The following is a 15,367-nucleotide window of genomic DNA, read 5'->3' as shown; positions in this document are numbered from 1 at the left end:
CCCGTCCGCCACCCACGCCTGGAGCACGGCATGACCCTCACCACCAGCACCGGCCCGGACCTCGGCTCCGGAACCGGCGACCCGAGCGGCGCGCAGCTGCTCACCACCGCCCTCACCGTCCTCGCCGGGCACGAGCGCGCGGCCCGTCAGGTGATCAACCTGGTACCCGCCGAGAACGCGATGTGGCCCATCGCCCGGCTGCCTCTGGCCTGCGACCTCGCCGGCCGGTACATGTTCGACCAGCACCCCGACTTCGGCGAGTGGCGCTTCCCGGGCGCCCGCGACGCGCAGTGGCTGGAGACCGGACTCGCCGTCCCGCTGCTGCAGCGGATGCTCGGCGCCGCCCACGTCAACATCCGCCCGCTGTCCGGCCTGCAGGCCATGGAGATGACGCTGGCCTGCTACCCGGCCGGAGCGCCCGTCGCGGTTCTGTCCCCGCGTCAGGGCGGGCACTACGCCACCGCCGACATCGCCCGCCGCCTCGGCCAGCACGTCCTGACCGTCACCGGTCCCGACCCGCACCGCCTCGACCTCGGGCAGCTCGCCGAGCTGTGCTCCACGCAGCGCCCGGCGCTGCTCTACATCGACCAGTGCCACGCCCTCGTGCCCTACGACATCGCGTCGATCACCGACACGGTGAAGAAGGCGTCGCCCGGGACCCTGGTGCACGCCGACATCTCCCACCTGCTCGGCCTGGTCCTCGGCGCCGCCGTCCCGAACCCGCTCGACTGCGGGGCGGACAGCCTGTCCGCGTCCACCCACAAGTCGTTCCCGGGCCCGCAGAAGGGCATCCTGGCCACCAACCGGAGCGGCATCGCGGCAGCGTGGCAGCAGGTACAGCCGCAGCTGATCTCCAGCCACCACTTCGGCTCCGTCGCGGCGCTGGGCCTATCCCTCGCGGGCTTCGCCGACCGCGCCGGCGACTACGCGCACGCCGTCGTCGCCTGTGCCCGCTCGCTCGGCGAGCACCTCGCCTCGGCCGACTGGGACGTCGCCGGCGCGGACTTCGGCTACACGCACACCCACCAGCTGTGGGTCACCACCACCCCGCGCCTGGCCGCCCGGGTCGCCGCCGAGCGCCTGTACGCGGCCGGAGTCCGCGTCAACTGGCTGGAGGACCTGCCGCTCGGCCACCCGGCGCTGCGCCTGGGCCTGGCCGAGGCCGTGTGGTGCGGCCTCTCGCCCGCGGACATGCCCTTCCTCGCCCAGCTCATCGACCAGGCCCTCACCGGTGCCCGCGAGCCTGCCGACATCGCCGCCGACGTCGCCGTCCTGCGCACCGGCGAGCGCTACCCGTTCGCCGCCCGCCCCGACGAGTCAGCCTCCGCTGCCCTGGCCGAGGTCACCGCGCTGCTCGGCTGCGGGGAATGGGGGATGTGATGGCGCTGCCCGCACCTGACCTAACGGCCGACGCCTCGTGCGTCGCGGTGTACCGCGATCTGCGCGACGGGGTGGCCCGCTCCTGCGCGCAGATCGGCTACGGATACAACCTCTACCCGATCTCGACGGCGACCGCCCGGCACCTGCAGCAGGTCCTGCGGGCGTGCCTGCGCGACGGGCGGATGCACGAGTACGGCACCGTCCACGACGAGCACGACCGCGCCCTCGCCGCCACCCTGGCCGGCGAGTACCTCGGCGTCCCGGTCGACGAGGACCAGGTGATGTTCTGCGCGGGAGCGAGCGAAGGGATCGGGCTGGTCTCCCGGTACCTGACGGCGTGCGGCGCCAGCATGGTCCTGCCCGCGCCGTGCTACTTCGCGTTCGAGCAGACACCGCGCCGCCACCCGCTCGCCGTCGCCGGCCGCTACCGCGACGACGGCGCCGTTCACTGGTCCGGCGGCGGAGCCAGTCACACCGCCGTCGTCGAGATCCTTCCCAACGGCGTCACCGGCACCGGCTTCCGCCCGCCCGCCGTCCAGGCCGATTTCCGTGTACTCGACCTGGTCTTCCAGGCCGGCGGGCACAGCAGCGGGCGGCACCTGGTCGCCGACCACGCCCGCACCGCGCTGGCCGGCCGACTCACCGACACCGCCGTCCTGATGACCCCGTCCAAGGACCTGTCCCTGCCCGGACTTCGGGCCGGACTGCTCATCAGCGGGGACACCGCCCTGATCGCCGCCGCGCGCGACGACGTGTTCGATCGCGTCGCCAGCGCCAACCCGATGGCCGGCCAGTTCGTCCTGCTCTACCTCACCGTCCTGCTGATGGCCGAGGCCGCCCACGACAGCGACCCGGGCACCTTCGCCCGGCGCCACGCCTGGGTCCGCGCCCAGTACAAGCGCCACCGGGTGTCCACGTGCCCGACCGAGTCCACCTGCCGGGCGATCACCGGCCACCTGGACCGCATGGCCGGCCATTTCGCCGAGGCATTCGGCCTGCTCACCCACCACGGTGCCGGGCTGCTGCAGGTCGCCGCCCACATGCGGCCCATCGCCGGGTACTCGCTCCTGCCGCGCCTGAACGTCGACCTGCCCACCCCTCAGGACCTGGTGGGCTGGGTCAACACGGTCGGACGGCGCTTCGACCTCAAGCTCAACCCCAGCCTGCTGTTCGGCGGCACCCTCGCCTCCTGGAACGCCCTCTACCCCGGCGAGCCGCGCATCCGCGTCAACCTGTCCGTCCCGCACCCGGACCTCGTCCGCACCCTGGACATGCTGCGCACCGCCCGCCGCGAACTCGACCGGGTGGGGGCGAAGCGATGAGCGCCCTCACCCGCCTGATCACCGCCGCCGCCGAGGCCCGGCCCGACGCCGTGGCCGTCGACAGCCCGGGCGTCGCTTCGTGGACGTGGGCGCGCCTGGACACCGAGACCCGTGGCGTCGCCGCCGCACTGCTGGACACCGGGTTCGCCGGGGGGCCGCTGCTGCTCGCCGTGGCCCCCGGCACCGGCTGGGTGACCGCTCTGCTCGGGGCGTGGCGGGCCGGTGCGGTGGCGGTGCCGGTCGACGCCGGGCACCCGCCCGCCCGCCTGGCCCGTCTCGCGGCCGGCTGCCGGGCCCGCGCGGTGATCACCCCGGACGGCACCAGCCCGCACTGGGCGCCCGCTCTGCCCTCCGTCGCCGCCGACGCCCGCAGCTCGGGTGGCCTGCCGTGCGTTCCGGACGAGGCGACGGCGTGCCTGTTCCACACCTCCGGCTCCACTGGCACCCCCAAGCCCGTCGTCCTCTCCCACCGCGCCCTCGCCGAGCGTGCCCGGGAGATGCCGGCCGCCGCCGGACTCACCCAGTCTGACCGGATCGCCCAGCTCACCTCCCCGGCGTTCGACGCCGTGCTGTGGGAGGTACTGTGCGCCCTGGCCACCGGCGCGACCCTGCTGACCGCCCCGGCCGCCGCCCGAACCCCCGGCCCCGCCCTCGTGCGGTTCCTCGCCGAGCAGCGGATCACCGCGCTGACGTGCACCCCCAGCCAGCTCGCCGCCACCCCCACCCCGGCCAGCGCTCTGCCCGACCTTCGGCTGGTCGTCCTGGGTGGCGAAGCCCTCCACGTCCGCCCGCTCGCCGCCTGGTTCGCGCCCGGTCGGCGGATCGCCAACGCCTACGGGCCCACCGAGGCCGGCATCGAGGCGTTCCTGGCGCCCGACGTCGACCCGCACGCCGCCCCGGTGCCGATCGGCCGGCCCCTGCCCGGCGTCGTCCCGATCGTCCTCGACCCCGAGGGCCGGCCGGTGCCGGACGGCGAAGCGGGCGAACTCCACCTCGCCGGGACCGGACTCGCGGACGGCTACCTTCACCGGCCCGAGGAGAGTGCCGCCGCGTTCCTCACCGTCACCGACCCCGCCACCGGCCGGGCGGTGCGCGCCTACCGCACCGGCGACCGCGTGCGCCGCCTGGCGGACGGCCAGTACACCTTCCTCGGCCGCACCGACCACCAGCTCAACCTCCGCGGCGTGAGATTCGAACCCGGCGAGATCGAGGCCCGCGCCATGGACCACCCCGAGGTCCTGGCCGCGTGCGCCGTCCTCGACCGCGACCGGCAGCAGATCGCCCTCCACGCCGAAACGGCCACCGGCCTCGCCCCGGCCGCGTTGCGCCGCCACCTCGCCGAGCACCTGCCTCCCGCCGCCGTCCCCGCCCGCATCACCTGCCGGCCCCACCTCCCGCGCACCGCCAGCGGCAAGATCGACCGCCGGGCCCTCGCCACCGAACCCTCCGAGTCCGACAGCCCGCCGGGGACGGCCCATGCCGTGCTGCCCGAGCCGCTGGCGACCTGGTGGCACGACGCCACCGGCACCCCTGCCCCGGACGGCGGCGACTTCTACGCGGCCGGCGGCGACTCGCTGGGCGCCCTCGCCCTGCTCGCCCGCCTCAACGAGCACTACGACACCGACCTGACCATCGCCCAGTTCGCCGCCGACCCCACCGCGACCAACCTGCTGCGCACCATCCGGAGGAGCCGATGAACCGCCCCGCCGCCGAGCCCCGCATCCGCGGCATCCTCGTCGACCTCGACGGCGTCGTGCGCTTCTGGCGCCGCCAGGGCGCGAACACCGCCGAAGCCGAACTCGACCTGCCGCCGCGCACCCTCAGCGCCTACACCTCCAGCCGCCACAGCGACGCCGCCCACACCGGGGCGCTCACCTGGGGGCAGTGGACCGCAGGAGTGCGCGAGCGCATGGCCGCCGGCCTCGGCGCCGAGAGCGCCGACCGGGCCTTCGCCCTGTGGAACGCCGACCGCGGCGAGCCCAACGCACCGATGGTCACCCTGCTGCGCCGCGCCCGCGCCGCCGGCCTGACCACCGCCCTGCTCACCAACAACACCACGATCCTCGACAGCGACCTCGCCCACCACCGGCTCGACGACCTCTTCGACCACGTCCTCAACTCGGCCGCCACCGGCCTGACCAAGCCGTCCCCGCGCGCCTACGAACACGCCCTCGCCACCATGGGCCTCGCCCCCCACCAGGTCGCCTTCACCGACGACTCCGACATCAACACCGACACCGCCCGCACGGTCGGGCTGCACGCCCACCACTTCCGCGAGCCCGGCGGCGCCGACGCCTTCGAACAGCACCTCGCCGACCTCGGCGTCACCCTGCCCGCAGGCCCGGGCCGCCCGACACCGCCCGAACCGGTCAAGGCCGTCGCGCCGCCGCCCGGCCACGCCGAACACGACGACCACCAGAGCCTGCGCACCCGCTACCTCGCCACCGGCCTGCCCGCCGACGCCGTTACCACCCGTCTCACCACCTGCGGCGCCACCTGGGCGCAGCCCACCGGCGCGCACACCCTGGCCTCCGGCGACCGGGACGGGCGCGTCACCCAGTGGCGGCTCGTCCCGGCCGGCACCGAGGCGGCCCACGCGGCAGGGCACCCCGGCGCCTGGATGCCGCAGCCCGCGCCGCCCGGCGCCGAGTACCTGCCGCCGTGGACTGCCGCCACCCGCGCCTCGGCCGCCCGGCACGCCACCGCCCTGCTGACCGAGGCCGCCGCCGCCCTCACCCGCACCGCAGACGCCCACGGCGCCGACGACCGGCTGTCCGCGGCACTGCACCTGGACACCGCACGCCACGCCCTGACCCGCCTGGCCTCGATGCTCGCCCGCCGCCAGCCGCGCCCCTGGCCCGACGCCGCAAGCGCCCGCTACCTCGGCCACGCCGCCACCACGCTGCTCACCGCCTCCCTGCGGGCCGACCCGACCACCCCCGCCGGGCTCTCCCGCTCGGTGACCGCCCTGGTCCACCTGCTCGGTCGCCTCCGCCAGAGTTCGGCCCTGCTGCTCGGCGCCGAGGCCGCCTGGCCCTGGCACGACCTCGAACGCCACCTCGTCCCCCTCCTCGACGCCACCCTCACCGCCCCCGGACCCGACGTGCTGTACGGCGCGGGCCTCGCCACGGCGTACGACGACCACCGCGCCGTCGCGCCCGCTCTCGCCGATGCCCTGCGCGCCTTCGCCGCCGAACACCTCGCCGGACGCGACATCCTCGAACTCGGCGCCGGCACCGGGCGCATCACTGCCCACCTCGCCTCCGGGACCTCGACCTACACGGCGCTCGAACCGTCCCCGGACATGGCCGCCCTCCTGACGGCCCGGAACCTGCCCCGGGTGCGGTTGTTCCTCGGGACGGCGCTCTCCATCCCCCTGCCGGACGCCAGCGCCGACGTCGTCGTCGAGCACGAGGCGCTGCTGTTCACCGACGACCCGCTCGCCGCCACCGACCAGGCCCTGCGGGTGCTGCGCCCCGGCGGCGTGTTCGTGCGCCTGCTCCTTCACGCCCGCGGCGACGACCCGGCCGCCGACCTGGACGCCGTCTACCGCACGGCGGCCTTCCACGGCCGGCCAGCGCCGCTGATCACCGGCAAGGGCACCGACCACCTCGTCACCACCCACCTCGGTGCCCGTGGTCTGGCCACCACCGACACCCTCCTCGCCGAGTACGACGACCACCGCACCCCCGCCCAGGCCCTGGCCACGCTCGCCGCCCGGGCCTGGCCCTACCAGCAGCTGGCCGGCACCGAGCAGCACGCCGCCGGGATGGCCGCCGCCGAGGAACTCGCCCAGACCCTCCCGCTCGCGGGAGGACCGGTCCGCTACCGCCTGCGCGCCCTGACCACCCGGCTGGAGACACGGTGAACGCCCCTCCACGTCTGCCGGACGGCTACGCCTGGGCAAGCGGCCTCGACCACGCCCAGGCCCTGCTCACCGACGCGACCGTCCCCCTCCTGCCCACCGGCGAGCGAGAGCGCGACGAGCGGATCGCCGCCATCCTCACGGACTACGGGCCCGCCGCCGGGCCGCTCCCGCGCCCGGCCCGGGCGTGCGCCCGCGTCGTGTCCACCGGCCCGGACCCGCGCCTGGGCCGACTCGCCGCCACCGCGCTCGGCCGCCCCCACCACCACTACCCGACCCTCACCCAGGCCCTCGCCGACCCCGGCCCGGCCGGCGGCAGCGTCCTGCTCACCGCCGATCCCGCCCACCTGACCCTCGCCGACCTGCTGCCCGCCCTCGACACCTGGACCCGCAACGGCACCCGCCTCGGACTGCTCACCGGACGCGACACGCCCGCCGCCGTCTTCCTCCTCGCCAAGATCCTCGCCGCCGCCTCGACCCCGGACGGGGCATCCGCGCTGATCGACGGCACCACCGGCCGCTCCCACCACCTCCACCGGCCCGACGCGCCCCGGCTCACCACCGCCGACGCGATCAGCTCCCCCTGGCGCACCCTCCTGATCGACGCACACGGCTCCGCCGCCCACGCCCACCTCGGCACCGCCGTCCTGTGCGGCCTGCCCGGCGACGCCGAACACACCCACAGCGGCCAGCTCGTCCCCGGCGGCTGCACCCCCACCCGGTGCAAGACCGCCCCCTCCAGCGGCATCACCGTCCACCACCCCCACGACCTGCACACCGAAGTCCTCGGCCTCTACATCTGCAACGCCATCACCCTCGGCCCCGACGAGCAGTACCCCACCACCGTGAACCTCGCCCTGGACGCCGTCGACGGACACCCGGCCGCCGTGTTCGGGCTGCTGCGCGGCGACGCCGACACCACCACCGAGGACCCGTACGCAGCCGCCGACCTCCTCCACACCGGGGCCGACCTCGGCACCGTCACCATGGACGCCAACCGCCGCGCCGCCGAACGCGGGCTCACCGGAGGGGCCGCGATCCTCCTCGGCGACCCCGACCACCACCCCCACCCGGTGCACAGCGACCGACCCGCACCCCCCGCGCCCCGCACCAGCCACCCCCGCCCACCCACCGTCCCCACCCCCGAGCGGGACCGGAAACTCGCCGACTGGACGCAGCGCACCGCCGAGGCCGCCCTGTTCGAGGGCGCCCTCGGCGACTCCCTCGCCCACCGTCCCGACCCGGGCCTCGAACAGTGCCTACGGTCCATGAGCGAAGCGCGCAGGGGCGCCCAGACCCTCCTGCGGCGCGCCGCCCCCAGCGGAATCCTCGACCACGAGGAGCTGGAACGCCTCGCCCACCAGTGGGCCGAGCACGCCCTCGGCCTGCTCACCCGCACCCGCGGCGGCGCGTTCGGCCGCCAGCTCACCGCGCTGCGCGCCACCCACCGAATCCTCCGCACGACGCCGGCTCCGCCGTGCCCGCGCTGCGCGATGCCGCTGACCGCGGAGCACCTCACCAGCGTGCTCTGCCCCCGCGACCGCATCACCGTCACCTGCCCGCGCTGCGGGCCCGCCCACAGCCACCCTGCCGACCAGCCCCCGCTGACCGTCCACGCTCCCGCCGCCGTCCACCCTGGCCAGCCCTTCACCCTCACCGTCGACGGTCCCGAACGCGGCCTGCTCGCTGTCCACTTGCGCCCGCGCAGCAGCCGCTCCGGCAGCTACGCCCACGCCACCATCGACCTCGAGCCAGGGCCGCTGACCGTCGACCTCGACGTCCCCACCGACCTGGTGCCCGAGCTCGACCGGCTCTGGCTCGTCCACGCCGACCGGTTCCGCCTCGCCCTCCTCCAGCGGCGTGTGCCCGTCCTGCCCGCCGGGTGCAACCCTGACAGCAGCACCCGCACGTCGTAACCCCTGGCCAGCTCCCGCAGTTGGCCCGAACACCACCACCCAGCGACGAAAGCGAGACCCAGTGATCATCTGGCTCAACGGCCCCTTCGGCGGCGGCAAGACCACCCTCGCCACCACCCTGCAGCAGGAACTGCCCGGCGCCGTCCTCTTCGACGCCGAGGAGGTCGGATTCCTCCTGCGCCAGGTCTTCCCCGGCAAGTACAAGGACTTCCAGGACAACCCGGCCTGGCGCCCCCTCGTCGCCCAGTTCGCCGTCCACTGCCACCGCGAGAACGACGGCCACCCGGTGATCATCCCGATGTCCCTGCTGCGCCAGGACTACGCCGCCGAGATCCACGGTGCCATCCGAGCTGCCAGCATCCCGCTCCAGCACCTCCTGCTCCACGCCGACCCCGACACCGTCAGCGCCCGTATCGACGCCAGCGTCGAGTTCCCCGACGACGAGACGCGCAGCGAGAAGGTCCGGGTCTTCCGCCGCCGCAAGCTGCCGGTCTACACCGAGGCGTACGACGGCTGGCTCGCCGCCGACGCCGAGGTCATCGACACCACCCACCTCACCCCCCGCCAGGTCGCCGACCAGGCGGTGAAGACCATCGGCACCCTGTGACCACCACCGTCTCCGAGGCGATAACGCGCCTCACCGGGCCAGCCGAGGTCGTTGCCGACCTCAGCTGGCCCGGCACCACCGCAACCGTCCGCCTCCTGCGCCGCCCGGGAGGCCAGCACCTCGTCCTCAAGACGAACAGCAGCCCGGACTGCTTCACCCGCGAGCTGCACGCGCTGCGCACCTGGACACCGGCCCTCGAAACCGCGGCACCCCAACTGGTCGACGCCGACGAGGACGCCCGAGTCCTGCTCATGACCGCGCTACCCGGCATCCGCCTCGACCTCGCCACCCTCACCACCGCCCAGGAACAGGACGCCTACCGGCAGACCGGCCAACTCCTGCGCCGTCTCCACGAAGCCGGCCCGCCGCAGACGATCACGGACTTCGGCCGCCAGCGCGCCGCCTACCTGCGCGCCCAGCTCACCGGCCCGACCCACCCCCTCACCACCGACGAACTCGACTTCGCCCTGGCCGCCATCGACCAGTTGGAGACCCTGCCCCCACAGAAGTCCCAGCCCTCCCACCTGGACCTCACCGCCCGCAACCTCCTCGCCGACACCGACGAACGCGGGCGACTGCGGATCGTCGTGATCGACTTCGAGACCAGCCGTTACGAGGCCGCCGGCCGGGACTTCCTCCGAATCACCCAGCGCACCCTGCGTACTCGGTCCGACCTCTCCGTCGCCTTCTACAACGGGTACGGCCGACAGCCCTCGGAGGACGAACAACGCCTCATCCGGTGGTGCGGGATCGGGGACGCCGCCGCCATCGCCATCACAGCTGCCGCCGCCGGCCACGATGACTTCGCCCACGAGGGCCATGCGGCGCTCCGCGCCTCCATGGCCGCTGCATAGCCAGATAAGCGGTGCAGACCGCACGAGTTCGAGCTCTACTACGACCTCTAGATCGGCCTCCGTGGGCCACTTGGCCAGGAGGCCATTTTAGGGCCTCTGACCTGTGAAAACGTCTATCGCAAGCTCTCGCTGCTACTCGCTCGTCCTCGCCCTCAATGTGAAATAAGTGTGAAATGGCGACGCCGATAGCTGACGGCAAGTCAGCCTTGCCGGGCGGAGTCGGGGCCGCCACACTCCTAACCGATTGTGACGGCCCCTGCTCCTGTGGACCATGCGTCAGGGTGACCACTCGGGCTTACCCGGACCACGCCGAGCGCCCTCCGGAGGCCGGCCGGACACCCGCCCTCTGCGGGACCGACCTCGGCCCATGCGGATGCTGCCATTTCAGTTGAGTCCCCAGCATCCCGACCGTCGGCACTCTCCGCCTTTCCTGCTGCTTTTCGAGCTGCCCGCCAGCCCAGACCATCAATGGTCGGCCGTGCGGCCATACCCCTGACGGGCTCCGGCCACTGCCAGGGCCACCGCTGTCCGACCAGAGCGATAGCCTTCAAGCAGCCTTCGGAGAACACAGGAGCGGCTCATGCTGGACTCGGTCGTAAGCGCCCTCAAGGACGTCTGGCAAGCAAGGCGCCTGGAGTGGAGCCGAGATGCCTACGTGAAACAGGGGCATGCGCTCCGGCAGATAACGCAGTGCCTCGTCGCCGATCTTGTGGCTCGCGGAGTTCCACCACAATGGATCGAAAGTGGACCGAAGCTCGGCCTTCCCGGGCTCTACGGGGGCGTCAGCGGCGGCTGGGATGTCATCATTTCTCGCGATGGATTCCCGCTCGCGGCCATATATATCAAATCAGCCGCAGGGCCATCCTTCGGGAACAATTTCAGGAACCGAATCCAGGAGATCACCGAACAGGCTCTGGATGTCAGGCGCCAGTACGAGAGGTCTGGCCTGAAGGATCTTCAGCCGCATCTCGGCCTCCTCTTTGTCCTTGAGGACTGCCCGGAGTCGAGAAGGCCGATGAAGGCCACGTCAGCTATGGCCGGATTCCCATCAAAGATGAACGGAATATCCTACCGAGACCGCTTTGCTGGCTTCTTCGGGCGACTATTGAAAGATAGGATCTACGACGGGATATGCTACGTCACCTCCACGCCCGATGGCGATTCCATGCCGGAAGAGCCTTGTTGGGATATGGGAGTCGAAGATTTCCTTTCAGATATTGTCAGCAGAGCCTCTTCGCTAAGTTACGCCCAGGATCAGGGTGGCATGTCCCCTGCCTCCTTTGGTGAGGCCCTCTCGCATCGAGATGACATTGCCGATGTCATGACCGGCTTCACCTCAACGCCAACAGGACTAGCAGCGGCCGAGATGGCAGTAGTCCGTCGCCGCCGCATGCTGGTCGCAGAGCTACGCGATCTCGCCCTCCAACCAGATGCCAATGAAACCGCCATGCATAAGGCGATGGGAGGCCACTACTGGCTATTCGGAGGCCAGTACACTGGAGTGGCTGCCAGACGTGATCTAATGAACCTGGACGAGCATGATTTTCCTCTGGTATGTTCGGATGGAAGCCTGCACATCATTGAACTCAAGGGCCCCGAAGCCCCGCTCGTTCGGCGCGCAAGGGAAAATCATCTAATCGTGACAAGTGCTGTCCATGAAGCGGTCAGCCAGTGCATGAACTACCTTCGCACAATTGACGAGATGGGGGCAGCCCTTAGAACTCTGCACAATAATGAGCTTGGCCTCAACTACGACTATCGACGCGCTCGCGGAACGGTCGTAATCGGCTTCCAGGAGAGGGCGATGACAGATCGTGCCACTAGGGAGCAAATCGACCAAACGATTCGCTCATACAACTCGCACCTTAGCCGGATTCAAGTACTAACATATGCTGATCTACTCGACTCGGCCGAGCGCGCCCTGAGATTCGAAGAAACGTCCCGGTAGCCGCATTGCCGATAGACATATCGGCGGACATCAGCTACCCGAATGTCAACGCGGGGAGCTGCCGAAAGCAACGGCCCAGTGAAACCGCTCCCCTACGTCTCGAATGCTGCTTTCAAGAGCACGAGTCGCTTCGTCAACTGAGGCGCCCAGCGTCATCAGTTCTCGGTAGAGATCTTCAACTCGATACTGTGCGAGACCTGAGATCTGGGGAGGCATGTCCAGTAGGGCCCTTGGGGGACGTCGGATCTGGCGTGATCGCTGCCAGGCTTCCAGCCACTTGCTGGTTTGCTTCTCGCTGTGACCGAGGACACGGATCAAGGCAAGCACTGTAGATTCCCGCGGGGCGCTCACGCCGCCGAGCAGGTCGCTGAGCGTGCTTCGTGGAAGCGAGAGCCCCATCTCCTGTGCCCGCAGCTCCAGGAACCGAGGAGGTGGGCTGCCGGCAAGCCGATGGAGCCGCCGCAGCCCCTCTCGAAGTTCAGCGGCGGTGCTGATCAGTTCCGGCCTGGGAGTCTGGCACCCCCCGCCCTGGTACACCTCTGCCCTCGCCCAGAGCCTGAACGTCTCATCCTGGTCAGAGCCGCAGCCCGCAGCGAATGACATGACGACCCAGATGGTCGGCACCTTGTCGCCGTGGCAGGTACGCGAGAGCGTGCTGACTGAGTAGCCGGTCCTTCGAGACAGAGCGTGAAGCGTGAGGCCAGATCGATTCCGCTCAGTAATCAACCAGTTCTGAAGTCGGGCGAGTCCAAGGTTCTTCGGTCCGCGGGCCGGTCCTGTCGTGTTCCTCAACTTCGTCTTCCTTGTCAGGGCGGGGCTCGTTGGGCATCGATCTTGCCTCCTTCCCCAGGGCCCTGATGGCAAGGAAGCAAGGCCGTCCGGCGTTACTACCCTGGAACGCTCCGCAGAAGGCGCCGTGCGTCGCGCAGAACGCATGCTAAGGGCCTCTAACTACGGATTTTTAGCGTCTGACACCGGCGTCTGCGCGCATCGAACGAGCCACCCACGAGTAAGCAGTAGGTGCTGGCTACCAAAGGCGCGGTCCCTTCTGGTCCTGCTGGATCTGCTGCGGGCGCGGTTGAAGCGGCTGCCGCTGCTCGACCGGACGCTGGATCGGGGACTGGGCCTGGGCCTGGTCGACGGGCTCGGCGCGGCGGTTCGGCGTGGGCCGGGCGATGCGGGTGGGCTGTCCGCCGCGCTGCTGGAGCTGGTCACGGTCGATCTCGCGGCCAACTCGGCGAGGGTCAGCTGGCGGCGCTCCTCCACGTACGGCTGCTCGGGCTGGACCACCTCGGCCGTGAACTGACGGCGCTCGGCGAACACCGTGCTGACGTGTTCGGCGACGTACTGCTGGGCCAGCACCGCGTCGTCCAGGCACGGTCGGCCGGCGAGCCAGGACGCACCGTTCCGAGCGGCGACGGTGCGCAGGATCTCGGCCCGGTCCGCCCCGGGCCCGGTAGACGTCGCGCCGGCGAGCTGGTGGTGAACCTGCTGATCAGCGACCGCGGTGATCAATCGCCCCTGCGGCCGTTGATGCTCCCGCTCTACTTCCAGCTGCTGTCCGCGCCCGGTTCGGGCAACTGCCGGGGGAAGGTCAACGTCCCCTCGTACGCTGCTGCGAGCAACGTCGCCCAGCGGTCGACGAACGCATCTAGGTCGGTGGCGTCCAGCGGCCTGAACGGGACAGCGACCTGATGAAGGTCCGTGGTCTCGAAAGCTCTGCGGGCGTCCGCGTCCGGCCGGAGTGCGTACGGCTCCGTCAGCGGATGCTGGTTGATCAGCGGGGAGCTCATGAAGGCGGTCTCGAACCACCGGTAGCGCCCGCCACGGGCGTTGCAGTACCACAGGGAGTGGGAGCGTCCCTTATACCCGTAAGCACCTACTCCGCCCGGGTTGGCAAACGCCGGGTGGGGCCCGGGGTGGAAGTCGGGCACCTTAAGCTGAACGGCGGCGTAGGCGATGACGTCGAACGGTGGGGACGAAGTGCCGGCCCAGTCGCTGGCAGGGCGGGCGGCGGAGAACCCGAGCTTCGCCCGGCCAAGGGTGAAGATCCACCCGTCCTGGCCCAGGTCCTGGACCGTTCCGGCCGGGGCCTGGTGCGCAATCTCCCGCAGCAGGCTCTCCGAGATCCTGGTCAGGTCGGCTTCGCCGACTGCGAGGATCTGCTCCCGCCGTTCCGCCTCCGCGTGCCACTTGGCAGACAGTCGACCTTGCTCGGCCCGTTGAGTCACCTCAGCCAGGTTCGCGGCGGCGAGCGCGGCCCTGCCGCCTTCAACAGCCGGCCCGCCCGCCCGGGTCAACAGGTCAAGAAGCTCGGCAGGGGTTGGCCGGAGCTCGGGCAGCTTGTGGAGGCACTCCGTGACGAGGGCAACCAGGATCGACGGTACGCCCTGGAGCACGGGCGGTGTCTCGTGGACGTGCTGGCGGCGGAGGTCTTCGAACGTCGGCCCGGGAAAAGGGAGGTGGCCACTGAACAGCTGGAACGCGATGACGCCGAAGGAGTACACATCAATGGCCACCGTCTGGTGACCGTAGTTCCAGACTTCGGGGGCCTGGTACCACGGAGTCCCGGCCCCCTTCCAGGTATCCATCGTGCCTGTTGTGGCATCGGCGTAGCGTGCAAGGCCGAAGTCTGCCAGGCACCAGCGTCCGTCCAGCAGCAAGACGTTGGCCGGTTTGAGGTCGCGGTGCACCACACCTTCAGCAAGGTCGGAAAGCGCCAGCGCGATGTCCAGCAGGATGGAGATGGCCTCGGCAAGGGGGACCGTGCGACCTGCCGCCTTAAGGTGGGCTTCGAGCGATGTCTCGGCCAGAGGCATAGCGATCACCCACGCAGCGGCTGGGCCGTCCTTGGCGAACTGCCACTCAGCGACGTCGCCCTTGTCGATCACCGGGACGACGTTGCTGGCCTCGATGTCGGCGAAAAGTAGCTCCCGTTCGGCGATCTTCCTGCCCTTCGGGATGAACTTCACGGCGGCCGAGGTGCCGTCCTCGGCGGTGGCCTCGAAGACCTCAGCGAAGCCGCTGGGGTCACCGATGCGCCTGCCGATCAGCCACTCATTGCGGCCCAGCACTACCCGCTTCTCTTGCACGCCTCGTCATCGTCCTATCAACGTTCGAAGTGCCAGCCGCGCATTCGCGCCATGCTGGACACCGTCAGCATGGCCTCCAGGATAGTGGGATTCTGACGGGTCATCGCCTAGCATTCGCGAGCCGCTACCAGTGCGCTCAGCGGAGGCGTGGTCCCTGCTGGTCTTGCTGGACCTGCTGCGGGCGTGGTTGGAGCGGCTGCCGCTGCTCGGCCGGACGCTGGGCCGGGGCCTGGCGCTGGTCGACGGGCTCAACGCGGCGGTTCGGCGCGGGCCGGGCGGTGCGAGAGGGCTGGCCGGCGTGCTCGTCGCCGACCGGATCAGCCGCCGGCTGCGCACCGCGGCCACCGCCGCCCGCGGCATCGCGGCCGGCGGGACGGACACCC

12 protein-coding genes are annotated in these 15,367 nt (G+C 71.2%); 10 read left to right on the top strand and 2 right to left on the bottom strand.

The annotated features are described in order from the left end of the window. Positions 1 to 30: 30 nt before the first annotated feature. From ACWDD9_RS37575 to ACWDD9_RS37540, 8 genes are all read left to right on the top strand, one after another. Positions 31 to 1,380 carry a hypothetical protein gene (locus tag ACWDD9_RS37575; protein WP_449814073.1) on the top strand — a complete coding sequence of 450 codons (1,350 nt, stop codon included), beginning with the start codon at positions 31 to 33 and terminating at the stop codon, positions 1,378 to 1,380. Continuing rightward, complete coding sequence (locus tag ACWDD9_RS37570) at positions 1,368 to 2,702, top strand: hypothetical protein (RefSeq protein WP_449814072.1); 1,335 nt, start codon at positions 1,368 to 1,370, stop codon at positions 2,700 to 2,702. The genes ACWDD9_RS37575 and ACWDD9_RS37570 overlap by 13 nt, the downstream gene beginning before the upstream one ends. Next, positions 2,699 to 4,399 (top strand): amino acid adenylation domain-containing protein, encoded by a 1,701-nt coding sequence (locus ACWDD9_RS37565; protein ID WP_449814071.1) that lies wholly within the window; start codon positions 2,699 to 2,701, stop codon positions 4,397 to 4,399. The genes ACWDD9_RS37570 and ACWDD9_RS37565 overlap by 4 nt, the downstream gene beginning before the upstream one ends. After that, positions 4,396 to 6,570 (top strand): HAD-IA family hydrolase, encoded by a 2,175-nt coding sequence (locus tag ACWDD9_RS37560; protein ID WP_449814070.1) that lies wholly within the window; start codon positions 4,396 to 4,398, stop codon positions 6,568 to 6,570. Before ACWDD9_RS37565 ends, ACWDD9_RS37560 begins: the two co-directional genes overlap by 4 nt. After that, complete coding sequence (locus ACWDD9_RS37555) at positions 6,567 to 8,483, top strand: hypothetical protein (RefSeq protein WP_449814069.1); 1,917 nt, start codon at positions 6,567 to 6,569, stop codon at positions 8,481 to 8,483. Before ACWDD9_RS37560 ends, ACWDD9_RS37555 begins: the two co-directional genes overlap by 4 nt. 61 nt (positions 8,484 to 8,544) lie before the next feature. Next, positions 8,545 to 9,090 (top strand): AAA family ATPase, encoded by a 546-nt coding sequence (locus tag ACWDD9_RS37550; protein ID WP_449814068.1) that lies wholly within the window; start codon positions 8,545 to 8,547, stop codon positions 9,088 to 9,090. Continuing rightward, positions 9,087 to 9,944, top strand: a complete 858-nt coding sequence (locus ACWDD9_RS37545) for an aminoglycoside phosphotransferase family protein (protein WP_449814067.1) — start codon at positions 9,087 to 9,089, stop codon at positions 9,942 to 9,944. The genes ACWDD9_RS37550 and ACWDD9_RS37545 overlap by 4 nt, the downstream gene beginning before the upstream one ends. A 580-nt stretch (positions 9,945 to 10,524) precedes the next feature. Next, positions 10,525 to 11,892 (top strand): Shedu anti-phage system protein SduA domain-containing protein, encoded by a 1,368-nt coding sequence (locus ACWDD9_RS37540; RefSeq protein WP_449814066.1) that lies wholly within the window; start codon positions 10,525 to 10,527, stop codon positions 11,890 to 11,892. A 45-nt stretch (positions 11,893 to 11,937) separates the two neighbouring features. Here the strand turns inward: ACWDD9_RS37540 and ACWDD9_RS37535 are convergent, their stop codons facing one another. Next, positions 11,938 to 12,828 (bottom strand): helix-turn-helix domain-containing protein, encoded by an 891-nt coding sequence (locus ACWDD9_RS37535; RefSeq protein WP_449814065.1) that lies wholly within the window; start codon positions 12,826 to 12,828, stop codon positions 11,938 to 11,940. Between the two features lie 142 nt (positions 12,829 to 12,970). Between ACWDD9_RS37535 and ACWDD9_RS37530 the strand changes: the two genes are divergently transcribed. Next, positions 12,971 to 13,198, top strand: coding sequence for a hypothetical protein (locus ACWDD9_RS37530; protein ID WP_449814064.1), 228 nt, complete (start codon positions 12,971 to 12,973; stop codon positions 13,196 to 13,198). 238 nt (positions 13,199 to 13,436) lie between these two features. On the opposite strand, the gene ACWDD9_RS37525 is transcribed toward ACWDD9_RS37530, so the two are convergent. Continuing rightward, positions 13,437 to 14,984, bottom strand: coding sequence for a serine/threonine-protein kinase (locus ACWDD9_RS37525; protein WP_449814063.1), 1,548 nt, complete (start codon positions 14,982 to 14,984; stop codon positions 13,437 to 13,439). A 163-nt stretch (positions 14,985 to 15,147) separates the two neighbouring features. On the opposite strand from ACWDD9_RS37525, the gene ACWDD9_RS37520 reads away from it, so the two are divergent. Then, positions 15,148 to 15,367: hypothetical protein (locus ACWDD9_RS37520; RefSeq protein WP_449814062.1), on the top strand; the 220-nt coding region annotated here is incomplete at its 3' end.

This window comes from Kitasatospora sp. NPDC001119 (assembly GCF_053598475.1).
This window is presented reverse-complemented; position numbering and strand designations above follow the sequence as displayed.

Excerpts from the sequence above, each read along its gene's own strand:
- ACWDD9_RS37575 (WP_449814073.1), top strand. The coding sequence starts at position 31 with ATGACCCTCACCACCAGCACCGGCCCGGACCTCGGCTCCGGAACCGGC.
- ACWDD9_RS37565 (WP_449814071.1), top strand. The coding sequence starts at position 2,699 with ATGAGCGCCCTCACCCGCCTGATCACCGCCGCCGCCGAGGCCCGGCCC.
- ACWDD9_RS37560 (WP_449814070.1), top strand. The coding sequence starts at position 4,396 with ATGAACCGCCCCGCCGCCGAGCCCCGCATCCGCGGCATCCTCGTCGAC.
- ACWDD9_RS37540 (WP_449814066.1), top strand. The coding sequence starts at position 10,525 with ATGCTGGACTCGGTCGTAAGCGCCCTCAAGGACGTCTGGCAAGCAAGG.
- ACWDD9_RS37570 (WP_449814072.1), top strand. The coding sequence starts at position 1,368 with ATGGGGGATGTGATGGCGCTGCCCGCACCTGACCTAACGGCCGACGCC.
- ACWDD9_RS37535 (WP_449814065.1), bottom strand. The coding sequence starts at position 12,828 with ATGCGTTCTGCGCGACGCACGGCGCCTTCTGCGGAGCGTTCCAGGGTA.